General features: G+C 65.4%; 28 protein-coding genes and 1 tRNA gene. 20 read left to right on the top strand and 9 right to left on the bottom strand.

Annotated features, from left to right (window positions below):
* Positions 1-3 precede the first annotated feature (3 nt).
* Entirely contained in the window at positions 4-336 is a 333-nt protein-coding gene (locus HMP09_RS10825; RefSeq protein WP_232090185.1) for a hypothetical protein, read from the bottom strand.
* Positions 337-528: 192 nt separating this feature from the next.
* On the opposite strand from HMP09_RS10825, the gene rpmG reads away from it, so the two are divergent.
* Complete coding sequence (gene rpmG / locus HMP09_RS10820) at positions 529-696, top strand: 50S ribosomal protein L33 (RefSeq protein ID WP_055881863.1); 168 nt, start codon at positions 529-531, stop codon at positions 694-696.
* A 364-nt stretch (positions 697-1060) separates the two neighbouring features.
* Here rpmG and HMP09_RS10815 read toward each other — a convergent pair whose 3' ends face one another.
* On the bottom strand, positions 1061-1423 hold the full coding sequence (locus tag HMP09_RS10815) for a response regulator (RefSeq protein WP_055881859.1): 363 nt from the start codon (positions 1421-1423) through the stop codon (positions 1061-1063).
* Between the two features lie 36 nt (positions 1424-1459).
* Between HMP09_RS10815 and HMP09_RS10810 the strand changes: the two genes are divergently transcribed.
* From HMP09_RS10810 to HMP09_RS10795, 4 genes are all read left to right on the top strand, one after another.
* Positions 1460-1729, top strand: a complete 270-nt coding sequence (locus HMP09_RS10810; protein WP_176500370.1) for a DUF3572 domain-containing protein — start codon at positions 1460-1462, stop codon at positions 1727-1729.
* Positions 1726-2352 carry an HAD family hydrolase gene (locus tag HMP09_RS10805; protein ID WP_176500369.1) on the top strand — a complete coding sequence of 209 codons (627 nt, stop codon included), beginning with the start codon at positions 1726-1728 and terminating at the stop codon, positions 2350-2352. The genes HMP09_RS10810 and HMP09_RS10805 overlap by 4 nt, the downstream gene beginning before the upstream one ends.
* Positions 2353-2663: 311 nt before the next feature.
* Positions 2664-3128, top strand: coding sequence for a RidA family protein (locus tag HMP09_RS10800; RefSeq protein WP_056474360.1), 465 nt, complete (start codon positions 2664-2666; stop codon positions 3126-3128).
* 166 nt (positions 3129-3294) lie between these two features.
* Positions 3295-4443 (top strand): GNAT family N-acetyltransferase, encoded by a 1149-nt coding sequence (locus tag HMP09_RS10795; RefSeq protein WP_176500368.1) that lies wholly within the window; start codon positions 3295-3297, stop codon positions 4441-4443.
* Here the strand turns inward: HMP09_RS10795 and HMP09_RS10790 are convergent.
* Complete coding sequence (locus tag HMP09_RS10790; protein WP_176500367.1) at positions 4403-5992, bottom strand: hypothetical protein; 1590 nt, start codon at positions 5990-5992, stop codon at positions 4403-4405. The two genes, HMP09_RS10795 and HMP09_RS10790, sit on opposite strands and share 41 nt — an antisense overlap.
* 120 nt (positions 5993-6112) lie before the next feature.
* Positions 6113-7357: an argininosuccinate synthase gene (locus tag HMP09_RS10785; protein WP_232090184.1), complete on the bottom strand. Its 1245-nt coding sequence runs from the start codon at positions 7355-7357 to the stop codon at positions 6113-6115.
* Positions 7358-7530: 173 nt separating this feature from the next.
* Between HMP09_RS10785 and HMP09_RS10780 the strand changes: the two genes are divergently transcribed.
* Positions 7531-7923, top strand: coding sequence for an EF-hand domain-containing protein (locus HMP09_RS10780; protein ID WP_176500366.1), 393 nt, complete (start codon positions 7531-7533; stop codon positions 7921-7923).
* Positions 7924-8067: 144 nt separating this feature from the next.
* Here HMP09_RS10780 and HMP09_RS10775 read toward each other — a convergent pair whose 3' ends face one another.
* The 3 genes from HMP09_RS10775 to HMP09_RS10765 are packed head-to-tail and all read right to left on the bottom strand — an operon-like array spanning position 8068 to position 10849.
* Positions 8068-9294, bottom strand: coding sequence for an SAM-dependent methyltransferase (locus tag HMP09_RS10775; RefSeq protein ID WP_176500365.1), 1227 nt, complete (start codon positions 9292-9294; stop codon positions 8068-8070).
* Positions 9295-9344: 50 nt separating this feature from the next.
* The gene (locus HMP09_RS10770) at positions 9345-10106 is read right to left on the bottom strand and encodes a molybdopterin-dependent oxidoreductase (RefSeq protein WP_176500364.1); all 762 of its coding nucleotides are present in this window, start codon (positions 10104-10106) and stop codon (positions 9345-9347) included.
* A complete protein-coding gene (locus HMP09_RS10765) occupies positions 10103-10849 on the bottom strand; it encodes a cytochrome b/b6 domain-containing protein (protein ID WP_176500363.1) in 747 nt (248 codons plus the stop codon). The genes HMP09_RS10770 and HMP09_RS10765 overlap by 4 nt, the downstream gene beginning before the upstream one ends.
* Positions 10850-10900: 51 nt before the next feature.
* Between HMP09_RS10765 and HMP09_RS10760 the strand changes: the two genes are divergently transcribed.
* Entirely contained in the window at positions 10901-11518 is a 618-nt protein-coding gene (locus HMP09_RS10760; RefSeq protein ID WP_176500362.1) for a flavin reductase family protein, read from the top strand.
* 64 nt (positions 11519-11582) lie between these two features.
* Positions 11583-12743, top strand: coding sequence for an MFS transporter (locus HMP09_RS10755; RefSeq protein WP_176500361.1), 1161 nt, complete (start codon positions 11583-11585; stop codon positions 12741-12743).
* A 248-nt stretch (positions 12744-12991) separates the two neighbouring features.
* On the opposite strand, the gene HMP09_RS10750 is transcribed toward HMP09_RS10755, so the two are convergent.
* The gene (locus HMP09_RS10750) at positions 12992-14323 is read right to left on the bottom strand and encodes an MFS transporter (RefSeq protein WP_176500360.1); all 1332 of its coding nucleotides are present in this window, start codon (positions 14321-14323) and stop codon (positions 12992-12994) included.
* A gap of 174 nt (positions 14324-14497) precedes the next feature.
* Here HMP09_RS10750 and HMP09_RS10745 point away from each other — a divergent pair, with 174 nt between their 5' ends.
* From HMP09_RS10745 to HMP09_RS10695, 11 genes are all read left to right on the top strand, one after another.
* Entirely contained in the window at positions 14498-15736 is a 1239-nt protein-coding gene (locus tag HMP09_RS10745) for a ubiquinol oxidase subunit II (RefSeq protein ID WP_443026415.1), read from the top strand.
* A 9-nt stretch (positions 15737-15745) separates the two neighbouring features.
* Entirely contained in the window at positions 15746-17746 is a 2001-nt protein-coding gene (gene cyoB, locus HMP09_RS10740; RefSeq protein ID WP_176500359.1) for a cytochrome o ubiquinol oxidase subunit I, read from the top strand.
* A gap of 4 nt (positions 17747-17750) precedes the next feature.
* Positions 17751-18389, top strand: coding sequence for a cytochrome o ubiquinol oxidase subunit III (gene cyoC, locus HMP09_RS10735; protein WP_232090183.1), 639 nt, complete (start codon positions 17751-17753; stop codon positions 18387-18389).
* Positions 18386-18778 carry a cytochrome o ubiquinol oxidase subunit IV gene (cyoD, locus tag HMP09_RS10730; protein WP_176500358.1) on the top strand — a complete coding sequence of 131 codons (393 nt, stop codon included), beginning with the start codon at positions 18386-18388 and terminating at the stop codon, positions 18776-18778. The genes cyoC and cyoD overlap by 4 nt, the downstream gene beginning before the upstream one ends.
* Complete coding sequence (locus tag HMP09_RS10725) at positions 18778-19497, top strand: SURF1 family protein (RefSeq protein ID WP_176500357.1); 720 nt, start codon at positions 18778-18780, stop codon at positions 19495-19497. The genes cyoD and HMP09_RS10725 overlap by 1 nt, the downstream gene beginning before the upstream one ends.
* A gap of 95 nt (positions 19498-19592) precedes the next feature.
* The gene (locus HMP09_RS10720; protein ID WP_197942497.1) at positions 19593-20822 is read left to right on the top strand and encodes an ATP-binding protein; all 1230 of its coding nucleotides are present in this window, start codon (positions 19593-19595) and stop codon (positions 20820-20822) included.
* A complete protein-coding gene (locus tag HMP09_RS10715; RefSeq protein ID WP_443026414.1) occupies positions 20819-21364 on the top strand; it encodes a response regulator transcription factor in 546 nt (181 codons plus the stop codon). The genes HMP09_RS10720 and HMP09_RS10715 overlap by 4 nt, the downstream gene beginning before the upstream one ends.
* Positions 21365-21400: 36 nt before the next feature.
* Positions 21401-22459: a spore photoproduct lyase family protein gene (locus tag HMP09_RS10710; protein WP_176500356.1), complete on the top strand. Its 1059-nt coding sequence runs from the start codon at positions 21401-21403 to the stop codon at positions 22457-22459.
* A gap of 76 nt (positions 22460-22535) precedes the next feature.
* Positions 22536-23330, top strand: coding sequence for a DODA-type extradiol aromatic ring-opening family dioxygenase (locus HMP09_RS10705; protein WP_176500355.1), 795 nt, complete (start codon positions 22536-22538; stop codon positions 23328-23330).
* A 184-nt stretch (positions 23331-23514) separates the two neighbouring features.
* Positions 23515-24084, top strand: a complete 570-nt coding sequence (locus tag HMP09_RS10700; protein ID WP_176500354.1) for an NADPH-dependent FMN reductase — start codon at positions 23515-23517, stop codon at positions 24082-24084.
* Between the two features lies 1 nt (position 24085).
* Positions 24086-24940, top strand: a complete 855-nt coding sequence (locus HMP09_RS10695) for a pirin family protein (protein ID WP_176500353.1) — start codon at positions 24086-24088, stop codon at positions 24938-24940.
* Here HMP09_RS10695 and HMP09_RS10690 read toward each other — a convergent pair.
* Entirely contained in the window at positions 24937-25803 is an 867-nt protein-coding gene (locus HMP09_RS10690) for a peptidylprolyl isomerase (protein WP_176500352.1), read from the bottom strand. The genes HMP09_RS10695 and HMP09_RS10690 overlap by 4 nt on opposite strands.
* 88 nt (positions 25804-25891) lie before the next feature.
* Between HMP09_RS10690 and HMP09_RS10685 the strand changes: the two genes are divergently transcribed.
* Positions 25892-25982 (top strand) — tRNA-Ser (locus HMP09_RS10685).
* The last annotated feature ends 70 nt before the right edge of the window (positions 25983-26052 follow it).

Genomic DNA, 26052 nt, shown 5'->3' with positions numbered 1-26052 from the left:
GGATTATCCAGCGAGTCGCACCGAGCAGGCCGCGGCGAATGCGTGGCACGCCTGGACGTCCTGCCGCTCGCAGCCGACCGCGTCGCGCAGAATCGCCAGCCAGCCGTGCACCAGCGCGCCATGCTCGCCGCGCGACAGCGCCGAATCGACGAAATGCGCGACGGTGACCGCCGGGTTCAGGCCGTTGCTGTGCGCGATGACGCGGATCGCGTCGATCTCGGTGGCGATGTCGCAGGGGCGCGAATAGGGCGCGCGGACGTCGATCGCCGCGATCCGTGCCGCCAGATCGGCCTTCACCGCGACCATGTCGTCGATTCGAACCAGCGCCTGCCCCACGATCCCGCTCCTGTCTCTATCTGACGCTACTCTGCGCGCCGGGTCGTGAATAGCGGGTTAAATGCGCGTGATTCCCCTGCGATGACGGGGTAAAGCTTGACTTCGCCGCAGCCGTCCGCCATGCGCCGCCCCTGATGGAGCGGCGGCGTCAGTTCGCCGCTTTCGCATTTTCAAGCCATAGGAATTGGGCTCATGGCCAAGCCGACCACCGTAAAGATCAAGCTGCTCAGCACTGCTGACACCGGCTTCTTCTACGTCACCAAGAAGAATCCCCGTACCAAGACGGAGAAGCTCTCTTTCTCGAAGTACGATCCCGTCGTGCGCAAGCATGTCGAGTTCAAGGAAGCCAAGATCAAGTAATCCGGCCGGCGGTGAAAGCCGCCGACTGATTGCGAAGATCCGAAAAGCCGCGGGCATCCCCCGCGGCTTTTGGCGTTCGTGATGCCTTCCGTTCGTCATTGCGGAAAACGCGGTCGCTATGCCCGTTCTTCCCCTCTCCCGTTCGTCCTGAGTAGCCGTCGAGTAGTCGCCGTAGGCGGCGTATCGAGACGGCGTATCGAAGGACAGGTTGGCGCGCGGAGCCCATGCTTCGATACGAGCCCTCGATACGCTCCTTGCGGAGCTACTCGGTCTCTACTCAGCACGAACGGGAGTGGGGGTAAGGCACAGGATGTGGGTGGACGCGGAATGCCGGGTCGAAGTGAACGGACCGGCCCCTGCCGCGTCAGACCAGCGCCCCGACCGCATCCATGAACCGCGCTAGGCTGATCGGCTTCGACACGTACGAATCTGCCCCCGCCGCGCGGATCCGCTCCTCGTCGTCGCGGCCGGCATAGGCCGTCACTGCCATCACCGGGATCGCGCGCAACGCCTCGTCTGCCTTCAGTTCGAGGATGATCTCATAGCCGGTGACGTGCGGCATCTGGATGTCCATGATGATCAGGTCGGGCGTGAAGTCGCGCGCGCGCGCCACCGCGTCGCGGCCGTCGCGCACGGGTTCGACCGAGAACTGGTGCGCACGCAGCAGATCGCAGAATAGTTTGAGGTTGAGTTCGTTGTCCTCGACAACGAGCACCTTCTTTGTCACCGCCGCACCTTATCCGGAAAGAGGGCACGATAGGCAATGCGCGACCGCGATTCAAACGAAGACGCCGAGGCGCTCGCCCTGCGCGCTCTGGTATGGACACTGGTCGAGCCCGACCGCGCGATGCGGCTGTTGTCGGTCACCGGCCTCGAGCCGCACGACCTGCGCGCGCGGGCCAGCGACCCGAACGTGCTGTCCGCCGCGCTCGGCTTCCTCGAGAATCACGAGCCCGACCTGATCGCCTGCGCCGAATCGCTCGGCGTAAAGCCCGAAGCGCTGGTCCGCGCCCGGATGGAGATGGAAGCATGAGGCCGTTGCTCATCAGCGATTGCGACGAAGTGCTGCTGCACATGGTCAAGCATTTCGGCGTCTGGCTCGACGAGCGCCACGATATCGATTTCGCGATCCAGCACGGCGATTTCTCGACCGCGATGACCCGCCGTGACGGTGGCCCGCCGCCCTCGCGCGATGATATGTGGGCGATGCTCGGCGAGTTCTTCCCCGGCGAGATGCACCGCCAGACGCTGGTACCGCATGCGGTCGAGGCGCTCGAGCGGCTGGCGCAGGTGGCGGACATCGTCATCCTCACCAACCTCCAGGACGAATGCCGCCAGCCCCGGATCGAGCAGCTCGCCAAGTTCGGTATCGCGCACCGGGTCGAGTGCAACCAGGGCGGCAAGGGCACGCCCGTCTCGCGGCTGGTCGCGGAATACGGCAACCCGGTCACGGTGTTCGTCGACGATCTGGCCGTGCATCACGAATCGGTCGCTAAGCACGCGCCGGGGGTACACCGACTGCACATGGTGTCCGAGCCGACGCTGGCGGTGAACGTCCCGAAAGCGCCCGAGGCGCACGCGCGGATCGACGACTGGCGCGATGCGGCGGACTGGATCGCGACCCGGTTCGAAGCGGGATTGCCCGCAGACGCCTGAGCCTTGTCTTGTTCCCCCGCGAACGCGGGGGCCCAGGAGCCAAGACCGCGATCGCCCTTAACCCTGAGCTCCCGCCTTCGCGGGAGAACAGGATGGGGCATAAGCCTGCACCAGTGCACCAGTGCACCTGTGCACCCGTCATCCCCGCGGAGGCGGGGACCCAGACGGGCAACCCCCACGATCATGCGTGACAGCCAGTCTGGATCCCCGCCTGCGCGGGGATGACGCAAGCAGGGTGGGGGACTCGTGTAGATGTACGGGGAGCGCCACCCACTTGACCCGTCCCCCGCCGCTGTGGTGATACCGCCCCCATGACCGATCGTATCGACCGCAAGCTCGAAGAGCTGGGCCTCACCCTCCCGCAGGCTGCCGCACCCGTGGCGTCCTACGTCCCGACTGTGCTGGCGAACGGCATGCTCCACATCTCGGGCCAGTTGCCGTTCAAGGACGGCCAGCTTGTCACCGGCCGAGTCGGAGACGGCGTCTCGCTCGAAGACGCGCAGGACGCGGCAAAGCTCTGCGCGCTGATGCTCGTCGCGCAGATGAAGGCGGCGCTCGGCACGCTCGCGCGCGTCGAGCGGATCGTGAAGCTCGGCGTGTTCGTCAATTCGACCGGCGACTTTACCGACCAGCCCAAGGTCGCCAACGGCGCCTCGGACCTGATGGTCGCGCTGTTCGGCGATGCCGGTAAGCATGCGCGCTCGGCGGTCGGCGTTCCCGTCCTCCCGCTCGGCGCGGCGGTCGAGATCGACGCGATCGTCCAGGTTTCGGCCTGAATCTTGTTCTCCCGCGAAAGCGGGAGTCCAGGTTACCAAGCGCAGCCCCTGTGGTCCTGGGCTCCCGCCTTCGCGGGAGAACGATGTTTGGGGCGGGCGGCTGTTTTGCCGAAGATAGCATGAAGCGACCTTTGCTATCGGCCCCCCGCCACCCCAAATATCGCGCATGAACGCCGTCACAGCCCGTATCGCCCAAGGCGTCACCTCGATCGCCGCCGAGGACTGGGAGGCCTGCTCCGGCACCGCCAACCCGTTTATCGGCCACGCTTTCCTGTCCGCACTCGAAGCCTCGAAAAGCGTCGGTGGCCGCTCGGGCTGGCAAGCGCTGCCGGTGGTGGTCGATGGCCCCGACGGCAAGCCCGCAGGGATCGCGCCCGCCTACGCCAAGAGCCACAGCCAGGGCGAATATGTCTTCGACCAGGGCTGGGCCGACGCATGGGAGCGGGCGGGGGGGCAATATTACCCGAAGCTCCAGATAGCGGCGCCGTTCAGCCCGGTGCCAGGGCCACGCCTGCTCCTGCGTGATCGCGAGCAAGCTCCCGCGCTGATCGCCGCACTCGAAGCCGTCACCGACCAGAGCGGGCTGTCATCGGCGCATGCGACCTTCATCGACCCCGACGAAGTGGCGCTATTCGAGGCAGCAGGCTGGTTGATCCGCCAGGGCACGCAGTTCCACTGGCGGAACGACGGCTATGCCAGCTTCGACGATTTCCTCGCCGTCCTCGCCAGCCGCAAGCGTAAGGCCATCCGTAAGGAGCGCGCCGCCGCGGTCGAAGGCCTGACGATCCGCCATCTCGTCGGCGCCGAGATCAGTCAGGCGCATTGGGACGCGTTCTGGGTGTTCTATCAGGACACCGGCAGCCGCAAATGGGGCCAGCCCTACCTCACGCGCAGCTTTTTCGACCGGATAGGCCAGACGATGGGCGACCAGGTCCTGCTCATCCTCGCCGAGCGCGACGGCGTCCCCATCGCGGGCGCACTCAACCTGATCGGCGCGGACACGCTCTACGGCCGCTATTGGGGCGCGACCGAGGAGGTGCCCTTCCTCCATTTCGAACTCTGCTATTACCAGGCGATCGATGCAGCGATCGCGCGGGGGCTGCAGACCGTCGAGGCGGGCGCGCAGGGCGAACACAAACTCGCGCGTGGCTATGCCCCGGTCGCGACCTATTCCGCGCACTACATCCCCGACCCGAGCTTCCGCCGCGCGATCGCCGACTATCTCGTCCGCGAGCGCGAGGCAGTCGCCGAGCAGCAGGACTATCTCGGCGAGCTTACTCCGTTCCGGCGGGGCGAGCAGCAGCAGTCCGGTTGACACGGTACAACAGGCTGGTGCCGTCGCGGCGGATCAGCGTCAGGTCGCGGACCAGCGCGGTATCGAACTTCGGCGGGTGGATCAGCCACACGTAATCGAACGCGTCGCGCGGAAATTTCTCGAGCGCCATCGAGATCGGCCGCCAGAACTGGCCACGGCACTTGATGTCGCTGACGATCTCGGACGGGTCATGCGCGAAGCCCTTTGCCGCCGGATACTGCGTCGTCATCAACTGCGCGCCGGCCATCGACCATTGGTCGTTGGTGAACGCCAGGCGTCGTTCGAGCAGCAGCGCGGGGACATGCTCGAGCCGCGAATAGGCCCAGTCGTCGCGACACCGCCGCCCGACGAACGACACGACGCGCGACCGCTCGGGGACGGTATCGATCGCCGCGATCGCCTGGTCGTAGCTCCGGTCGTAGATCAGGTAGCTGATCGTCGTCCCCGCCAGCCGCACGCCGAAGAACGCAAAGCCCAGCACCGCGAGCACCGCTGCGCCACGCAGCGACAGGCCATGCCGCGGCCGCAACGCGATCACCGCGATCCCGAGCATGAACGGCGCGAGCCGCATGTCGGCATAGGCCGAACCGAACACGATCCGCGGCAACAGGACGTACACGATCGCGAGGAACAGCGCCGACAGGCTCAGATTGCGTGAATATTCGATCGTCTGGTCGCGCACGCCGCGGAACAGGATCACGAACAACACGGTGACCGACGCGATGTCGAACGCCATCCAGCGGTCGCGCAGGACCATCGTGATCCAGTTCATCTTCCAGCGCCAGTTGAACCAGTCCTGCGTCTTGCCGCCGACATGATCGCCCGATCGCCAGACCACCATCATCACCATCGGCAGCGCGAGCGGCAGGCAGTTCAGCCCCGCCTGGATGCAGGCCCTGAACCAGCCATGCGCCCAGCTCTTGGGATCGCTGTCGCGGCGGATGTCGTGCTGGCGGATCAGTTCGGCGGAGAAGGCGAGCACCCCCAGCACGCCCCAGCCGAACGTATGGCACAGCCACAACAGGCATGAGACGGGGATGAAGATCGCGGTGCGCAGCCGCAGTCGCTGGAGCCGCCCCATCCGCAGCCACAATGCGAACAGGTTGAGCGCGAGCGCCATGCCGAGCGCGAAATTCACGAACCCGAACTGGAATGGATAGCTGTAGGCGAGCGGGAGCGCGAACAGCGCGGTCGCAGGGATTCGCCCATGCACCTCGCGCGCGATCCAGAGCAGCCCCGTCACGGTCAGCGCGGGGATCGCCATCACGATCAGCTTCACCGCCAGCTGCAACCCGAAGATCGGTGCGAGCGGCACGATCAGCAGGTCGATGCCGAGGTTGCCGATCATCTGCCAGCGGAAGTTATACCATTGTGAAAGCCACGGATTATCGCCGATCGCCAGCTGGACGCGGTACCGGCCCATATGCCCCGGCAGGTCGACGAGCGGCGGGATTTCCGGCCACAACAACGGTATGATCGATGCGAGCGCAACCGCGGCAACGAATGCGCGCGTCTGCCACCAATGCAGCTTTTCCCCCTGAGTAATCATATCGTCGAACCCTAGGGGCGGGTGGGCGCACTAGACAAGTGCGCGCACGACGAGTTGACGATCTTCACCGCAAACTTCCGCATCGAAACGGTGGTTCGGGGGCGGTCCGACGCGGGCTGCTTACTGGTCGCGCCGGCCCAGCAAGCGCAGCCGCAGCGCGTTGAGCTTGATGAAGCCCGCAGCATCGCGCTGGTCATAGGCGCCCTGGTCGTCCTCGAACGTCACGACCTTCTCGGAGTAGAGCGAGTTCGCCGACTTGCGGCCGACCACGTACACGCCGCCCTTGTACAGCTTCAGCCGGACCGTGCCCGACACCTTCTCCTGGCTGTGGTCGATCGCCGCCTGCAGCATCTCGCGCTCCGGCGAGAACCAGAAGCCGTTGTAGATCAGCTCGGCATAGCGCGGCGCCAGCTCGTCCTTCAGATGCGCGGCGCCGCGATCGAGCGTCAGCTGCTCGATGCCGCGGTGCGCGAGGTGATAGATCGTGCCGCCCGGCGTCTCGTACATGCCGCGGCTCTTCATGCCGACGAAGCGGTTCTCGACGAGGTCGAGACGGCCGATGCCGTGGCGGCGACCATAGTCGTTGAGCGTCGACAGCAGGGTGGCCGGGCTCATGCCCTCGCCGTTGATCGCGACGCCGTCGCCGCGCTCGAAATCGATCGTGATGTACTCGGGCACGTCGGGCGCGTCCTCGGGGTTCACGGTGCGCGAGTAGACATAGTCGGGGACCTCGTCCCACGGGTTCTCGAGCACCAGGCCTTCGCTCGACGTGTGCAGCATGTTCGCATCGGTCGAGAACGGCGCCTGGCCACGCTTGTCCTTGCTGACTGGGATCTGGTGCTGCTCGGCGAACTCGATCAGGCGCGTGCGGCTGGTGAGGTCCCATTCGCGCCACGGCGCAATGACCTTGATGTCGGGCGACAGCGCGTAATAGCCGAGCTCGAAGCGGACCTGGTCGTTGCCCTTGCCGGTCGCACCGTGGCTGACCGCGTCGGCACCGACCATCTTGGCGATCTCGATCTGGCGCTTGGCGATCAGCGGCCGCGCGATCGACGTGCCCAGCAGGTACAGCCCCTCGTACAGCGCGTTCGAGCGCATCATCGGGAACACGTAATCGCGGACGAACTCCTCGCGCAGGTCGTCGACGAAGATGTGCTCGGGCTTCACGCCCATCATCTCGGCCTTGGCCCGCGCAGGCTCGAGCTCTTCGCCCTGGCCGAGGTCCGCGGTGAAGGTTACGACTTCGCAATTATACGTCTGCTGGAGCCATTTCAGGATCACGCTCGTGTCCAGGCCACCGGAATAGGCGAGCACGACCCGATTGATGCCGGCGTCGCCGGCGGGACGATTGATCTGATCGGTCACGGGCAGAATCCTTCGGGCAATATCCAATGCCCGCGCCCCTATGCGCTGGGGGCCCCTCATGCAACCTGTGCATGCAACCACGCCATGTAACCACGCCATGCAACTCCGGCGTTAATGGCGCGTACAACCGATCCCCGCTATTCGCGCCGCAAATCCTCTGGAGTTACCGCACCGTGCTACGCCAAACGCTTACCGTTCTCGTCCTCGCCGGCCTTGCGACTCCGGCGCTCGCGCAGGAAACCCGCGCGTCCGCCTCGGCCAAGTTCAAGTCGGAGTTCGCTGCGTCGGACACCAACAAGGACGGCGTCCTGACGCGTGCCGAAGTGCAGGCGCGGATCGGCAACATGAAGGTCGGCGGGCAGGGGCGTCCGGATCCGGTCCACGCCAAGCGCCTTGCGGACCTCTGGTTCACCAGCGCGGACAAGAACAAGGACGGCAAGGTGTCTCAGGCCGAAGCACAGGCGCTGCTGGCCGCCACCTTTGCGAAATACGATGCCAACAAGGACGGCAAGATCGGCGGCGACGAGCGCGCCGCGGCCAAGGCCGACGTGCAGGGACCGCGCTGAGTCCCTTCCCCATACAAACGTGTTCTCCCGCGGACGCGGAAGCCCAGCTAAGTACCGCAGCCTTGCGTGACCCTGGGCCCCCGCCTGCGCGGGGGAACGAGTAAGGTTGACGGGGAACTCGAAATTCCCCCGTCATGCCGCGCGTTACCCCTCGCGCAATGCCCGCTCGCCCTCGATCATGTAGTCGCGCGTCAGCGGCAGGGTCATCCGGCTCTTCGACAGCTGGATCTGGTAATTGACCATCCCCCCGGTCCGGAACGCCGCCGCGGCGCCCGCCAGGTAGAAGGTCCACATCCGGTAGAATCGCTCGTCGTACAGCGCGACGATCGCGTCCTTCGCGGCCACCGTCCGGTCGTACCAAAGGTCGATCGTCAGCGCGTAATGCACGCGGAGCACCTCGATATCGGTCGGGAACATCCGCAGCCCCTCATATCCCTTCACGATCTCCGACAGCGCGGGGTTGTACCCGCCCGGGAAGATATACTTGGTCGTAAAGGTGTCGGTCACGCCCGGCCCACCCATCCGGCCGATCGTGTGGAGCAGCATCACGCCGTCCTCGGTCAGCAGGTCGCGACACTTGCGGAAGAACGCCTTGTAGTGCGCCGGGCCGACATGCTCGAACATGCCGACCGAGACGATCCGGTCGAACGTCCCTGTCAGCGCACGATAGTCGATCAGCTCGAACTTCACCTTGTCGGCGACGCCGGCTTCTTCTGCACGACGGCGGGCGACCTTCAACTGCTCTTCGGAGAGCGTCACGCCTAGAACCTCGGCACCGGTCTTCGCGTGCAGGTACAGCGCCATGCCGCCCCAGCCGCAGCCGATATCGAGCACGCGCATGCCCGGCTGGATGGCGAGCTTGGCGGCGATATGCGCCTTCTTGTCATTCTGCGCCTGCTCCAGGCTGTTGCCCGGATCGGTGAAGTACGCGCAGGAATATTGCCGGTCCGCGTCGAGGAACAGGTCGTACAGCCGGTCCGACAGATCATAGTGGTGCGCCACGTTCTTCTTCGATCGGCGCGCCATGTTCACGCGATCGACACGGTGGACGACCTTGTCGAGCAGCTTGATCGGCAGCGAGGGATTGAGGCCGCCGCCACGCTCCCACGGGCTGTTGCCCTTGAGCAGGTTGACGAGATCGCGAATGTCTCCGCGCTCGATCACTAGCCGCCCGTCCATGAACGCCTCCGCCGCGCCAAGCGCCGGGTGGCGGACGATCGCGCCCGCGACGCCGGGCTGGGTCAGCCGGATCGTGACCGGATTATAGGCGGCATCGGGCTTGCCGAAATGCTTGGTCGTGCCGTCCGCGTGGATGAGCGTGAGTTCGCCGGTTTTCACCTGCCGGGCCAGGAAACGATCGAAAAGTGCCATGCCGCGATAGCTAATGACTGGTACGGAATTGCGCTACCCCTCGGGCAGCATCAGATTCCCGCGTACCAGTCATAATCGACGTTATCTTCCCAATAGCCGCCCTTGCCCTTGCCGATGCCGGCCAGGCTGGCGACCGCGTCGATCGCCGTGACGTATTTGGCGTGTTTATAGCCCAATTGCCGCTCGACGCGGAGCCTAACGGGCGCACCGTGCGCGACGTCGAGCACCTGGTCGTTGAGCGCCCAAGCGAGGATCGTCTGCGGGTGAAAGGCATCGACCAAGTCGATCGACTCGTAATAGTTCGCGCCGCGGTACAGGTCGGCGCAGGTGAACACGATGTAGCGCGCGGAGTCGCGGATCTGCGCGGCCTTGAGCAGCGCGCCGAGCTTCGGCCCCTGCCATTTGGCGATCGCGCTCCACCCCTCGACGCAATCGTGCCGCGTGATTTGCGCGCGCGACGGCATCTGGCGCAGCTGCGGCAGACTGACCGACAGCGGCCGATCGACCAGCCCGCCGACCTTCAGACGATAGTCCACGAAATTGTTGGCGACCATCGCGGTGTAGTCCGCGGTCCCCGGATCGCGCGTGCCGTTCGACCGGAAGATCGGCGACATCTGCGCCGGGCTGAACTCGGGCACCAGCGCGTTGCGGTTGGTCAGCGCGCGTTGCAGCCCGCGGTTCATGTCCTCGCCCAGGAACAGGATCTTCCGCGCCTCGGGGTTCGCGGCGATCTTGTCGCATCCGGTCAGCAGCGCGCCTACGCCGATCGTCGCGCCTACGACCAATGAGCGGCGGGTAATCAGCGTGCTCATGCGACGTCCTCCGGCGCGTGGGCGGGCACGTGCCAGCGCCCGGTGATCATCGACCGCACCTCGTTCCATGTCCCTGCAAGGATCACGAGAGCAAGATGCGCTATGATAAACAGCACCAGCCCGGTCGCGGCGATGAAGTGGATCGAGCGCGCCGATTGCCGCCCGCCGAATATCTCGAGCAGCCACGGCCATGCCGCATCCATCCCCGGCGACATCGTCAGCCCGGTCAGGATCATCACCGGGATCAGCACGAAGATCGTCGCCACATAGGACAGCTTCTGGAGAATGTTGTACGCGCCCGGCCGCCTGGGATCGTGGAAGCGGAAGGCAAGATGTTCCTTCACGTCATGCCCGACCTCGCGCGGCGAAAGCTCGGCGGCACGCACGCGCAGGTCGCGCTGGAAATGCTTGTTGACCAGGCTCACGATCATGAACCAGAGCAGCGCGAAGCTCAGCACCAGCGCAAACAACAGATGCCAGCGCCGCGAGATCGCAAGATTGTAGCTTGCCGGGATCGTCAGCAGGTTGAGCAACGACACCAGCCAGCTCGGCCATTGGTCGAGCGTCGTCCATGCGGTATCGAAATTCGCGCCGTACGCGCCCCAATAGAGCCGTGGATGCGCCTTCAGGATACCGATGCCGCTGCCGATCATGATGAACATCGTCACCACCGTCACCCAGTGCCAGACACGCGTCGCCAGCCGGTGGCGCTTGACGACAATGGGGGCAGTGGGATCGTTCATGCTCGACCTTCGCTATAGGCAGTCGAACCGTGACATAGCAGGATTCAGTACATGACCGAATGGCATTCTTACGAGCCCGCGAACGGCCATGGCCTGCCGCACGATCCCCTGAACGCCATCGTTGCGCCGCGACCGATCGGCTGGGTCAGCACGGTGTCCACATACGGCGTGGCGAACCTCGCGCCCTATTCGTTCTTCAACCTGTTCAACTATTCCCCGCCGCTGATCGGCTTCTCGTCGATGGGCTGGAAGGACAGCGTCGCCAATATCGAGGCGACCGGCGAATTCGTCTGGAACCTGGTGTCGCGCGACCTCGGCGAGGCGATGAACACGACCGCCGCGAACGTCGCCGCCGACGTCGACGAGTTCGCGCTCGCCAAGCTGGAGATGGCCGCCTCCACCAAGGTCAAGCCGCCCCGCGTCGCCGCGTCGCGCGCACAGTTCGAGTGCAAGCTCACCCAGCTGATCCGCCTGGAAACCAAGGAAGGCCGGGCGCTCGACCAGTGGCTGGTGCTCGGTGAGGCGGTCGCGATCCACATCGACTCGGCGATGCTGGAGGACGGCGTCTACCAGACCGCGCGCGCGCAACCGATCCTGCGCGGCGGCGGACCTGCGGATTACTTTGCGATCACGGAGGATTCCTTGTTCAAGATGCGTCGCCCGGGCTGATAGAGGCAGGATGCTGCGGCGCAGCATTTCCTAGCCGCGCCGAGTCTCACGAAAGCGATACCCCATGAAACCTGTCGATACGCGCCTGGCGCTGCTGGCGCTCGCCGTCGGCGGCTTTGCGATCGGTACGACCGAGTTCGCCGCGATGAGCCTGTTGCCGCAATTCGCGCGCGGGCTCGGGATCGACGAGCCGACCGCCGGGCACGTCATCAGCGCCTATGCGCTGGGTGTGGTCGTCGGCGCGCCGACCATTGCGGTGCTGTCCGCCAAGATCGAGCGGCGCGTGCTGCTGATCGGGCTGATGACGTTCCTCGGGATCGCCAATGGCGTGTCAGCGCTCGCGCCGACCTATCACCTTATGCTGCTGGCGCGGTTCTTGAGTGGCCTGCCGCATGGAGCGTACTTTGGCGTCGGATCGCTCGTCGCGGCATCGATGGTACCGCGCGAACGGCGCTCTCAGGCGGTATCGCGGATGATGCTCGGGCTGACCGTCGCGACGATCGCCGGGGTGCCGGTCGCCAATGGGATCGGCCAATGGTTCGGCTGGCGCTGGGGGTTCGGGCTCGTCGCGCTCATCGCCGCGGCAACAGTGGCGATGCTGGTCCGGTTCGCGCCGGTCCTGCGCCCGGACAAGGACGCGAGCCCGCTCGTCGAACTCACCGCGCTGCGCAACGGCCAGGTCTGGCTTACGCTGGCGATCGGCGCGATCGGTTTCGGCGGGATCTTCTGCGTCTATACCTATCTCGCTTCGACCCTGACCGACGTCACCGGCGTGTCGTTGCGCTTCACGCCCGTGGCGTTCGCGCTGTTCGGTGTTGGTCTGACGATCGGCACTTTGGTCTGCGCGAAGGCGGCCGACGTCGCACTCATGCCGGCGGCCGGGCTTACTTTGCTGTTCGGGGCAGGGGCGCTCGCGCTCTACGCGCCGGCGACGCCGCATCTTTGGGCGATGTTGCCGGTGGTTGTGTTGATCGGGTGCGGCGGCGGCCTGTCGACGATCCTCCAGACCCGGCTGATGGATGTCGCGGAAGAGGCGCAGACCCTGGCAGCCGCGCTCAACCATTCCGCGTTCAATACCGCCAACGCGCTCGGGCCGTGGCTCGGCGGGCTGGCGATCGCGGGTGGCTACGGCCTGCCGTCGACCGGCTGGGTCGGCACCGCCCTGGCGCTGGGCGGCTTTGCGATCTGGGCACTGTCATGGACCCTCGACCGCCGCCAAGTCTAATTTTCCGTGATCCAAGTCCGTTCTCCTGGGAAGGCGGGAGTCCAGGGTACCAAGCGATAGCGGTCCTGGGTCCTGTTCCCACTTTCGCAGGTGAACAGATGGGAGGGTCGGAAACTACTCGCGACCACCGCCCCGGCGAAGACCGGGGCCCAATTGGCATGGCCATCGTAACGCGAGGGGGCCTCAGTTAGCACCGGCCCCCAACTGGGCCCCGGCCTTCGCCGGGGTGGTGCGTTTCGCGACTCAGTTCAGCGCGCGATGTCGCGCTTGGCGAGTTGCTTGTTCAGCCCCAGTGCGATCAGCGTGAACAGAGCGCCCGAGAACAGGTACGCGCCGCTTGCCGCCAGCCCCAGCTTGCTCGTTAGCAACAGTGCCGCCAGCGGGGCGAAGCCAGCGCCGAACAGCCACGCCAGATCGGTCGTCAGCGCCGAGCCCGTATAGCGGTGCTGCGGGCTCAGGCTCGAGGCGATCGCCCCCGAGGACTGGCCGAACGACAGGCCGAACAACAGGAAGCCGACACCCATGAACAGGCGCTCGCCGATCTCGCCACCATCGAGCAGCGACGGAGCGGCGATCGCGAACAGCGCGATCAGCACCGCGATCGTGCCAAGCATCGTGCGGCGGCCGAACCGGTCCGCGAGCAGGCCCGACACCAGCATTGCGCCAATGCCGATCACCGCGCCGATGACCTCAACGACCAGGAAACGGCCGGGCGCCTCGCGCGTGAACAGGACGACCCATGACAGCGGGAACACCGTCACCATGTGGAACAGCGCGAAGCTGGCGAGCGGCACGAACGAACCGAGCCAGATCGCCTTCCACTGCGACTGCACGGTTTCGACGACCGGTGCTGGCTCCAGCTCGCGCTTGGCGTACATCTCTTCGAATTCGGGCGTGACGACCAGGCGGAGACGGGCGAACAGCGCGACGACGTTGATCGCGAACGCCACGAAGAACGGATAGCGCCAGCCCCAGGCAAAGAAATCCTCGGTCGGAAGCGCGGCGACGAAGAACGCGAACAGCCCGCTGGCAACCAGCAGGCCGAACGGCGCGCCGAGCTGCGGCAGCATCGCGTACCAGCCACGATGCTTTTCGGGCGAATTCAGCGAGAGAAGCGAGGCAAGGCCGTCCCAGGCACCGCCAAGCGCAATGCCCTGACCGATTCGCAGCAGCGCGAGGATTGCGACCGACCAGTTGCCGACCGAATTATAGCTCGGGATGAACCCCATCGCCACGGTCGAGGTGCCGAGCAGGAAGATCGAGATCGTCAGCTTGACGCTGCGGCCGTACGCGCGATCCACCGCGATGAAGATGATCGTGCCGATCGGACGGGCGAAGAACGCCAGCGCGAACACCGCGAACGAATAGAGCGTGCCCTGCAACCGGTCGACATACGGGAACACCAAAGTGGGGAACACGAGTACCGACGCGATCGCGAACACAAAGAAGTCGAAGAATTCAGAGGTGCGACCGATCACGACGCCGATCGCGATCACGCCCGGCGTGACGTGTTCGCCGTCGCTGTGGATACTGCGAGCATCGGCTTCGAAGCTCGTCTCGGGGATCGTGTTTGCACTCATTCTTCAACTCGCTCTTCAGGGCGCGAACCCGATCATACGCCGTTACGACGGATGCGGGCAGGGGTAATCTATGCTATCCCTCGTGATGATAAAGCCATGCCGATGTTGCAGTGCAGCGCCCATTGGACAAATTGTCCACTGTAGTGCGGCGCAACCCAGGCGTAGGGGAACCGCATGACCGTCGTGACACAGCTTTCCCGCTCCAAAATCTCGGCCCGAAAATGGTTGGCTGCCATACCCTTGGCGCTGCTCACCAGCGGCTGCAACTGGGTGGTGATGTCGCCGTCCGGCGATATCGCAGTGCAGCAGCGCGATCTCGTCCTAATCGCGACCGGGCTGATGTTGCTCATCATCGTTCCGGTGATCGCGATGACGCTATTCTTCGCGTTCCGCTATCGCCAGTCGAACAAGACCGCCAAGTACGAGCCCAACTGGGATCACTCGGTCGGTCTGGAGCTACTGATCTGGGGTGTGCCGCTGCTGATCATCATCGCGCTCGGCGCGCTGACCTGGACCAGTACGCATCTGCTCGATCCGTATCGTCCGCTCGGCCGGATCAAGCCCGACACGCCGACGCTCGCGAACAACGTGCCGGTCGGCAATCTGGTCGACAAGCAGCAGGTCGGTAACGGTGCCAATGGCGCCGGCAAGCCGCTCGAGGTGCAGGTCGTCGCGCTCGACTGGAAATGGCTCTTCATCTATCCCGAATACGGCATCGCCACGGTCAACGAACTGGCTGCGCCGGTCGATCGTCCGATCCGGTTCCAGATGACCTCGTCGTCGGTGATGAACGCGTTCTACATTCCTGCGCTCGCCGGCATGATCTACACGATGCCCGGCATGCAGACGACGCTGAACGCGGTCATCAACAAGCCCGGCAATTACGAGGGCTTCTCGTCCAACTATAGCGGCGCAGGTTTCTCTGGCATGCGCTTCCGCTTCCACGGCGTCAGCGACGCCGGCTTCCAGGCTTGGATCAACCAGGTCAAGCAGCGTGGCGGTGGTCTGAACCGCGCCAGCTATCTCCAACTGGAGAAGCCGAGCGAGAAGGTTCCGGTTCGCTACTACAACGCGGTCGAGCAGGGCATGTTCAAGCTCGTCGTCGAGCAGTGCGTCCAGCCTGGCAAGGTCTGCATGTCGCAGATGATGCATGGCGGCAAAACCGGCGGCGACTCGCACGCCAACATGGCGATGCCCGGCGTCAACGGCGGCAAGGGCCCGCAGGATGCCGGCCGCCCCGAAGGCGCGCTCATGAAGGACGCCGACGAAAAGGGTAGCGGTAAGCACTGGACCGCGCCGGCCGATATAAAACGGGACGGCGCCAACAGCGCGCCCGGCTCCGATGCCAACCGCAACCACACGATGCTGACCCCCTCCATCATGCCGGGCACGCGCCCCGTCGCCAACGGCTAGAGACACATCATGAACGACACATTGTTGAAGACAATCTTCGGCCGCCTGACCCTGGAGTCGCTGCCGCTGCACGAACCGATCGTCGTCGCCACCTTCGCGATGGTGGCGATCGGCGGGCTCGGGCTCGTTGCCGCGCTGACCTATTTCAAGGTCTGGGGCTATCTGTGGAACCAGTGGTTCACCAGCGTGGATCACAAGAAGATCGGGATCATGTACATGATCCTCGCGATCGTCATGCTGCTGCGCGGGTTCTCCGACGCGATCATGATGCGCGCGCAGCAGGCGATGGCGTTCAACGGGTCCGAAGGCTATTTGACCGCGCACCACTATGACCAGGTCTTCACCGCGCACGGCGTGATCATGATCTTCTTCGTGGCGATGCCGATGGTCACGGGCCTGATGAACTATGTCGTCCCGCTCCAGATCGGTGCGCGCGACGTGTCGTTCCCGTTCCTCAACAATTTCAGCTTCTGGATGACCACGGCAGGCGCCGTGATCGTCATGATGTCGTTGTTCATCGGCGAGTTCGCGCGGACCGGCTGGCTGGCGATGCCGCCCCTTTCGGGGCTTTCCTATTCGCCCGATGTCGGGGTCGACTATTATATCTGGGCGCTGCAGATCGCGGGCATCGGAACGCTTCTATCCGGCGTCAATCTGGTCGCGACCATCGTCAAGATGCGCGCGCCCGGCATGACCATGATGAAGATGCCGATCTTCACCTGGACGTCGCTCTGCACCAACATCCTGATCGTCGCCGCCTTCCCCGTGCTGACCGCGGTCCTCGCGATGCTGTCGCTCGATCGCTACATCGGCACCGCGTTCTTCACGAACGAATCGGGCGGCAACCCGATGATGTACGTCAACCTGATCTGGATCTGGGGTCACCCAGAGGTCTACATCCTCGTCCTGCCGGCGTTCGGCATCTTCTCGGAGGTCACCTCGACCTTCTCGGGCAAGCGCCTCTTCGGCTACAGCTCGATGGTCTATGCTACGCTCGTCATCACGATCCTCGCCTATCTCGTCTGGCTGCACCACTTCTTCACGATGGGGTCGGGCGCGAGCGTGAACTCGTTCTTCGGGATCACCACGATGATCATCTCGATCCCGACCGGGGCCAAAATCTTCAACTGGCTGTTCACGATGTACAAGGGCCGGATCCGGTTCGAACTGCCGATGATGTGGACGATCGCCTTCATGGTGACCTTCACGATCGGCGGCATGACCGGCGTCCTGCTCGCCGTGCCGCCGGCCGACTTCGTGCTGCACAACTCGCTGTTCCTGGTCGCGCATTTCCATAACGTGATCATCGGCGGCACGCTGTTCGGCATGTTCGCAGGCATCAACTACTGGTTCCCCAAGGCGTTCGGCTTCAAGCTCGACCAGACCTGGGGCAAGATCTCGTTCTGGTGCTGGGTCGTGGGCTTCTACTTCGCCTTCATGCCGCTCTACGTGCTCGGCCTGATGGGCGTGACCCGCCGGATGCGCTATTTCGACGATCCGAACCTGCAGATCTGGTTCGTCATCGCCGCCTTTGGCGCAGCGCTGATCGCCGCCGGTATCGGTGCCTTCCTGATGCAGATTTTCGTCAGCATCCGGAACCGCGAGAAGCTCGCCGACCTGACCGGCGATCCGTGGAACGGTCGCACGCTGGAATGGTCGACATCGTCGCCGCCGCCTGAGTATAACTTTGCGTTCACGCCGATCATCCACGACCTGGACGCATGGTACGACATGAAGGACCGCAAGCACGCGCGGCCTGTGACCGGCTTCAAGTCGATCCACATGCCAAGCGGCGCCGGCACGGGCGTCGTGCTCGCGGGGCTCAGCGTGGCCTTCGGGTTCGCGATGATCTGGTACGTCTGGTGGCTTGCAGGGTTGGCACTCGCCGGCATCTTCGGCACGACGATCTTCCACACCTTCAACTACAAGCGCGACTATCACATCCCGGTCGAGGACGTGATCGCCAGCGAGGACGCGCGCACCCGCCAGCTCGCGACCCAGGGAGCCTGACGCGATGTCCGCAATACCCATGAAAGACGGTCTGAACGAGACCGAGAAGGTCTCGTTCTACGACCTAGACGAGCACGAGCATCCCGACGGCGGCAGCACGATGCTGGGCTTCTGGATGTATCTGATGAGCGATTGCCTCATCTTTGCGGTGCTATTCGCGGCCTATGCCGTGCTCGGCAACAGCTATGCCGGCGGTCCCAGCCCGAAGGAGATCTTCGAGCTGCCGCTGGTGGCGGTGAACACCGCGATGCTTCTGTTCTCGTCGATCACCTACGGGTTCGCGATGCTGTCGATGGAGGAAGGTCGGCAGCGCATCATGCAGATGTGGCTGGTGTTCACGGGGCTGTTCGGCCTCGCGTTCCTGTCGATCGAAATGTACGAGTTCGCCACCCTCATCCATGAGGGCGCAGGCCCAACCCGCAGCGCGTTCCTGTCGTCGTTCTTCACATTGGTCGGCACGCACGGGCTGCACGTCACGATGGGCCTGATCTGGCTCGTCACGCTGATGGTGCAGGTGCAGAAGCACGGCCTGATCGCCGCGAACAAGCGCCGCCTGATGTGCCTCAGCATGTTCTGGCATTTCCTCGACGTCATCTGGATCGGCGTCTTCACCTTCGTCTATCTGATGGGCACCCTACGATGAGCGACCCCCACGCAAACACGCATGACGCGCACGCTGATCACGGCCATGGCGATCACGGCGATCATGCCTCGCACGGTACGCGCGGCAGCTATCTCAAGGGGTTCTTCCTCTCGGTCGTCCTGACCGCGATCCCGTTCTGGGCGGTGATGACCGGTGCGTTTAAGGACCCGTCGACCGCCGCGCTGGTCGTGATGGTGTTCGCGGTTGCGCAGATCATCGTCCACATGATCTACTTCCTGCACATGAGCGGCAAGTCGGAGGGTGGCTGGACGATGATGGCGCTGATCTTCACGATCATCCTGGTCGTCATCACGCTCAGCGGATCGATCTGGGTGATGTATCACATGAACACGAACATGATGCCGATGCAGGCCGCGGCGGACATGTGATGCAGACGCGACCGGGCCCTGCCGTCTATGTCGCAGGCCTGGTCGCGCTGCTGCTGTTCGCTGGGTTCATGGCGCTCGGCATCTGGCAGGTCGAGCGCCGCACCTGGAAGCTCAACCTGATCGCCCAGGTCGAGGCGCGCGCTCATGCTGCGCCGATACCCCCGCCGGGCCCGCCATCCTGGATGCTGATCGACAAGTCCGAGGCCTATCGCCGCATCAAGCTGGACGGCGTCTTCGATCACAATCGCGAGACGCTGGTCCGTGCGGCGACGGCGCTCGGTACGGGTTATTGGGTCGTGACCCCGTTGCGAACGCGATATGGCTTCAGCGTTCTCGTCAACCGCGGCTACGTTTCACCGGAACAGCGGACCAACCACACCAGACCCGCCGGCCCGGTCACGATCACCGGCTACCTCCGTATCAGCGAACCCGGCGGAGGCTTCCTCCGTCACAACGATGCTGCCGCCGGCAATTGGTATTCGCGCGACGTCGCCGCGATCGCGTCCGCCCGCGGGCTGACCGACGTCGCGCCCTATTTCGTCGATGCGGACAAGGCCGGCACCGCAGCGCCGATCGGCGGGCTGACGATCATCGCCTTCCCGAACAACCACCTCGTCTACATGCTGACCTGGTTCGCGCTCGCCGCGATGACGATCGTCGCTTTCATCGTGTTCGTGCGGCAGGATGCCCGCAAGCGACAAGGGGCGATCGACAGGTGACATCGGCAGGCATGGGCCCGAGCGTTGCACGACAAAGCTGGCAGCGCTGGCTTGCGCTCGCCACCGCGCGCACCGACGCGACCGGCAATGCGAACATGCGGCAGCTCGTGACGCTGCGCTGGATCGCGGTGGCGGGCCAGTTCGTCACGATCCTGTTCGCGCGCTTCGGGCTCGGCTTCGATCTTCCGCTAGTGCCGATGATGGCTGCACTCGCCGCCGCCGTCGGGCTCAACCTTGCCAGCATGCCGCTGTACGGCTGGCGCAAGGGGGCCAACATCCAGTTGCTGCTAGCGCTGCTGTTCGACGTCGGCCTGCTATCGACGCAGCTCTATCTCGCCGGTGGCGCGACCAATCCGTTCATCTCGCTCTATCTGCTCCACGTCGTGCTCGGCGCAGTCCTGCTCGATCGCTGGTCGAGCTGGGCGATCGTCGCGGTTACCGCGGTCTGTTTCGGGCTGCTCACGCTCTATTACCACCCGCTGATCCTGCCGCCCAACTACAGCGGCGAGTATTTCATCCTCTACACGATCGGTTCGCTGCTCTGCTTCATGCTGATCGCGACGCTGCTGATGCTGTTCATGACCCGCATCACGGGAAACTTACGCGCGCGCGATACGCGGCTCGCCGATCTGCGCCAGCAGGCCGCGGAGGAGGATCACATCGTCCGCATGGGCCTGCTCGCGTCGGGCGCCGCGCACGAGCTCGGCACGCCGCTCGCCTCGATCGCGGTCATCCTGGCCGACTGGCGCCGCATGCCGACGCTCGCGCAGGACGCCGACCTGCAGGCCGAGATCGTCGAGATGCAATCCGAGGTGCAGCGCTGCAAGGCGATCGTCACCGGCATCCTGCTGTCGGCGGGCGAGGCGCGCGGCGAGGCGCCCGAGATCATGCCGCTCCACCAGTTCCTCGACGCGATCGTCGACGAGTGGCGCGCGGTGCACGCCGGCGTCGAGTTCGACTATACTACCCGAGTCGGCGACGATCCGCCGGTCGTGTCCGACCCCGCACTCAAACAGGTGATCGCCAACGTGCTCGACAATGCCGCCGAAGCCTCGCCCCACTGGGTCGCGTTCCGCGGCGAGCGCAGCGACGGCGACCTCGCGCTGATCGTCCGCGACCGCGGCCCAGGGTTCAGCGACGAGCGGCTAGCGAGCTTCGGCAAACCCTATCAGTCGAGCAAGCGCGAACCCGGGCATGGCCTCGGCCTGTTCCTGGCGGTCAACGTCATGCGCAAGCTGGGCGGCGGCGTGTCCGTCGTGAACTGCGAAGGCGGCGGTGCGGAAGTCACGATCCGCATGCCACTTTCCGCGATCGCCCTGTCATGACCGACGTCCTGACGGAGTCTAAGCTGCTCGCGATCGTCGAGGATGACGAGACGTTCGCTCGCACGCTGCGGCGCTCGTTCGAACGCCGCGGCTACGAGGTGATGCAGGCGGCCAGCCATGAGGAACTCGTCGAGCAGCTGGCCGAGCGTACGCCGCGTTACGCGGTGGTCGACCTGAAGCTCGGCGGCGCGTCGGGCCTCGTCTGCGTCCAGACGCTCCACGCGCACGACCCGGAGATTCTCGTCGTCGTCCTCACCGGCTTTGCGAGCATCGCCACCGCGGTCGAGGCGATCAAGCTCGGCGCGTCGCACTATCTCGTCAAACCCTCGAACACCGACGATATCGAGGCCGCGTTCGATCGCACCGAGGGCAGCGTCGATACCGAACTGTCCGAGCGCCCGACCTCGATCAAGACGCTCGAATGGGAGCGGATCCACACCACGCTCGCTGAAACCGACTTCAACATCTCGGAGACCGCGCGCCGTCTCGGCATGCACCGCCGCACGCTCGCGCGGAAGCTCGAGAAGCGTCCCGTCAAATAGCGGCAACGCATCGGCTGTGGCCTGCGTTGTCTCCCGATGCGCTCCCTCAAACTCTGGCAACCCCGCCGCCTGCTGGCGACCCCATCCGCGCTGACCTGGGATCACGGCGCCGGGATCGTGTCTCGCGCGACCGCGCTGGGCGTACCCGTCACGACGTTGCCCAGCGACCGCCTCAAGCTCGATCTCCCCGACGACTCGCGCCGCGCCTATGCCGAAGCCAAGGCCACGCTGGCGCTGGTCGTCGCACCGCCTTCCAAACGCAAGCTTCAGCCGATCGCCCCCAGCGCGGACTGGCGGATCGACCTCGCCGAGGGGTGCCCGGCACATTGCGGCTATTGCTACCTCGCCGGCTCGTTGAAGGGGCCGCCGATCACGCGCGTCTACGCGAACCTGCCCGAGATCCTTGCCGAACTCCCGGCACATCTGGGGCAAGGCACCGTCACCTCGCGCTCGACGGCGCGCGCACACGAGGGGACGACGTTCGAGGCCTCCTGTTACACCGACCCGCTGGGCATCGAGCACGTCACCGGATCGCTGTCCGCGCTGATCGCGCATTTCGGCGCTTGGGAGGCCGACGTGCAGCTCCGCTTCACCACCAAGTTCGACGCGGTCGAACCGTTGCTCGATCTCGATCACCGCGGCCGCACCCGGATGCGCGCGTCGATCAACCCCGCCGCCTATGCCCGCTTCGAAGGCGGCACCAGTCCCGTCGCCGCGCGGTTGGTGGCACTGCGCCGAATGGCGGACGCCGGCTACAAGATCGGCCTGACGGTCGCGCCGATCATCGCTGCGGACGGGTGGCGCGAGGCGTATGGCGCGTTGCTGGCGGAGGCGGGCAGGGTGCTCGCCGACATTCCCGATGTGACGATCGAGCTGATCACGCACCGCTATACACCCGGATCGAAGGCGGTGCTCGAAACCTGGTATCCCGGTTCGTCGCTCGATCTCAGCATGGCCAACCGCACCGAAAAGCGCACCAAGTTCGGCTCGGTCAAATATGTCTACGACGCGGACACGATGCGCGCGCTCCGCAGCTTTTTCCAGGACGAGATCGCGGCGAAGCTTCCGCAGGCGCGCATCCTCTACTGGACCTGATGCGCACGCCAACCGGCAACGCAGCGTTGCCATTCACGCCCTTCCGATCGCGCCGGGGGTCGCTTACCTCCAGACTATGACAAACACCCGCCAGCCAACGCTGTTCATCTCGCACGGTGGTGGGCCCTGCTTCTTCATGGACGACCCCGCGGGCAACTGGACCGGCATGGCCGCGTATCTCCGCTCGATCGCCGCCTCGCTGCCGGAAAAGCCCAAGGCGATCCTGGTCGTCTCCGGCCACTGGGAAACCCGCGGTTTCGCCTTCACCGGCGCCGCCACCCCGCCGTTGATCTACGATTACGGCGGCTTCCCCGGACATACCTATGAGATCCGCTACGATTCGCCCGGCGACTTCGTTCTAGCCGCGCGCGCCGCCGACCTGCTCCGCGGTGCCGGCCTGACCGCCACCATCGACCCCGTGCGCGGGCTCGATCACGGCGTCTTCATCCCGATGAAGGTCGCGTTCCCCGATGCCGACATCCCGGTCGTCGAGATGTCGGTCGATCGCGATCTCGACCCCGCGCTCCACGCCGCCGCCGGCCGCGCGCTCGCCCCCTTGCGCGACGAGGGCGTCCTGATCGTCGGCTCGGGCATGAGCTTCCACAATATGCGCGGCTATGGCGACCCGCGCTTCAGCGCGCCGTCCGAAGCTTTCGACCAATGGCTCACCGCCGCGGTCGAGGCCGACCCGACCGCCCGCGCCGCAGCGCTTGGCCGTTGGGCCGAAGCCCCCGCCGGCCGCCTCTCACACCCCCGCGAGGAGCATCTGCTACCGCTGATGGTCGCCGCCGCCGCGTCAGACCAGCCCGGTACGCAGGTCTATAGCGAACGCGTCCTGCAAACCGCCATCTCCGGCTATCGCTTCGCGTGAGGCCAGAGCAGCGCGTACCAATCCTTCCCCGCCAGGGGGAGGTGGCTGGCTCTTGCCAGACGGAGGGGGAGGACACGACACGAACGTTGTCGTCTACCGCCCCTTCCGTCGCCTTCGGCGCCACCTCCCCCTGGCGGGGGAGGATCGCACCCTTCACCTTCTGACCCGCGCTAAAGGAAATCCCATGCTTCCCGTCCTTCTCGCACTCTCCGGCAGCCTGCGTCGCGGCTCCTACAACGGTGCGATCCTTGCCACGCTCGGCGAGGCGGTCGCCGCCAAGGCCGCGATGACGATCTTCTCCCTCAACGACGTCCCGCTCTACGACCAGGACGCCGATACCGACACGCCCCCCGAAGCGGTGGCAGCCTTGCGCGCGGCGATCGGCGCGGCCGACGGGATCGTCATCGCTTCCCCCGAATATAATCACGGCATGTCCGGCGTCCTGAAGAACGCGCTCGACTGGGCCTCGCGCCCGCATGGCAAGGCGACGCTGACGGGCAAGCCGGTCTTCACGCTCACCTCTTCGCCAGGCGCAGTCGGCGGCGCACGCGCGCACGCGCAACTCAACGAGACGCTGGCCTCGATCGGCGCGCGGACCGTCCTGCGTCCACAAGCCGTGGTCGGCGCGGTGCATGAGAAGATCGCCGATGGTCGCCTGACCGACCAGCGCTCGCTCGATTTCCTCGTGGCCGGCGTGGACGACCTGCTTGCCGACATTGCCCGCCCCACCGCTGCCGACCGCGAGGCGTCCTGAGATGCGTCAGTTCCTCCGCCAATACCCTGCGCAGCGCGACGACATCGCCGATCTCGTCACCCGGCGTCCGCTGCCGGGGCCCGGCCTGCCGCAGGTCGATCCGTTCCTGTTCCTCAACCATCACGGCCCGCAGACCTATCGCCCCGGTAACTCGGGTCTCCCCTTCGGCCCGCATCCGCACCGTGGGTTCGAGACGGTCAGCTTCATCCTTGAGGGCGAAATGGCGCATATCGACAGTGGCGGCCACGAAAGCGTCATCCGCGCGGGCGGCATCCAGTGGATGACGGCGGGCTCGGGCCTGATCCACGCCGAAATATCGCCAGCCTCGTTCAAGCGCGACGGCGGCCCGCTGGAAATCCTGCAGCTGTGGGTAAACCTCCCCGGCCGCCTCAAGATGACCAAGCCCGCTTATGCCGGCCTCCAGCGCGAGGACATTCCCGCCATCCCCGTCGAAGGGGGCGTCGTGAACCTGATTTCGGGCGCGTTCGGCGATACGCAGGGCCCGTTCGAGTCGCTGACCGATGTTGCGATGATGACCGTCGCGCTCGAGGCGGGGGGCCATGTCGACCTTCCCGCACCGGCCGGTCGCGCGGTCTTCTTCTACGTCGTCGCCGGCTCACCCTCCGCCAACGGCACGCTGGTCAAGCCGCACCATCTCGCCACGTTCGCGATGGACGGCGACACGATCGCGGTTACCGCGCAAGCGCCCGCCACGATTCTTTATGGCCATGCCGACCCGATCGGCGAGCCCGTCGTGTCGCACGGCCCCTTCGTCATGACTACGCGCGAGGAGATCGTGCGCGCGATCGACGACTATAATGCGGGCCTGTTCGGCAAGCCGCCCGTCATCCGCTAGGGTACCTTGCGCACAGGGGGCAGCGCGGCACAGATATCCGCGCCGCCCGCCGGCACCGTGAAGAACGGCCCCGACCGGTTCTCGCGCGACGCGATCCAGGCGGTGAACCGCGGATTGTCGGCGCGGCGATATTCGAAACGCGGTCGCGCGGCGGCGGGGAGGGCGCTCGCCAGACGTGCCGAGACGATCGGGCTACGTTCGGTCTCAGCCTTGTAGAACCCCAGATCGCCGGTCCCGCGCGGCAGCGACGACAGCCACTCGATCCCGTCGATCACGCGGCCGACGACCGCGATGTTGCGGTCCAGCGCACGCGGCGAATGACCGATCACGGTATAGAGCTCCGCGCCGCTTCCCGTGCTCGGCGCCAGATCGCGTGCGACGCCGACCATGCCATAGCAATGCGGTAGCCACTCGGTCGCGCCGTTGCCGGCCAGCGGCCATCCGTCGCGACTATACCCCGCCCATTCGGCATAGGGGTCGCGTTGCGCCAGCCTCGCCACCGTCGTCGGCCCGGCGTGCGAATATTCCGCCGGCGGGGTCTCGACGACTCCCGCGGTCAGCGGCTTCTTCTCGGTCGCATCGCCCCATTGCGCGACATAATTGTCCTGCAACCGGTACACGCTGGTCCCGAGATCCCACCACTTGGCAGCGGCAAGCTTGCGGATATTGGCAACATGGACCGGCGCGTACCGGCTCGCGAGCCGGACGGTGAAGCTGTGCCCGTTCGCCAGCGTGAACACGAGCAGTTCGTCGTCGGGCACCGCGACCCAGTCGACCGGCAGCGGATCCGAGGGGAGCGCCGCGGCGGTGGGTGGGGCTGAAACGGCTTGCGCGAGCGCGGCGGCGAGGAGGAAATTCAACATGTCCCGAGACTGCCCGAGCGCGTCTGCGCACGCAATCGCTTGCGCACACGCGAAACCCGCACTAGCAGGCCCCCTTCCAGAGCAATGCGGAGCGGTGGCCGAGTGGTCGAAGGCGCTCGCCTGGAAAGTGAGTATACGTCAAAAGCGTATCGAGGGTTCGAATCCCTCCCGCTCCGCCACCCTGCCTTCCCACAGTGTTCCAGTGCGTCTCATAAGCTGACGATTTGCCTTGGTTTTTCTCGTACGGTA

It is taken from the genome of Sphingomonas sp. HMP9 (assembly GCF_013374115.1).
Taxonomy (GTDB): domain Bacteria; phylum Pseudomonadota; class Alphaproteobacteria; order Sphingomonadales; family Sphingomonadaceae; genus Sphingomonas.
Note: the sequence above shows the minus strand (reverse complement) of the source record. Positions and strands in the feature narration are given on the sequence as shown.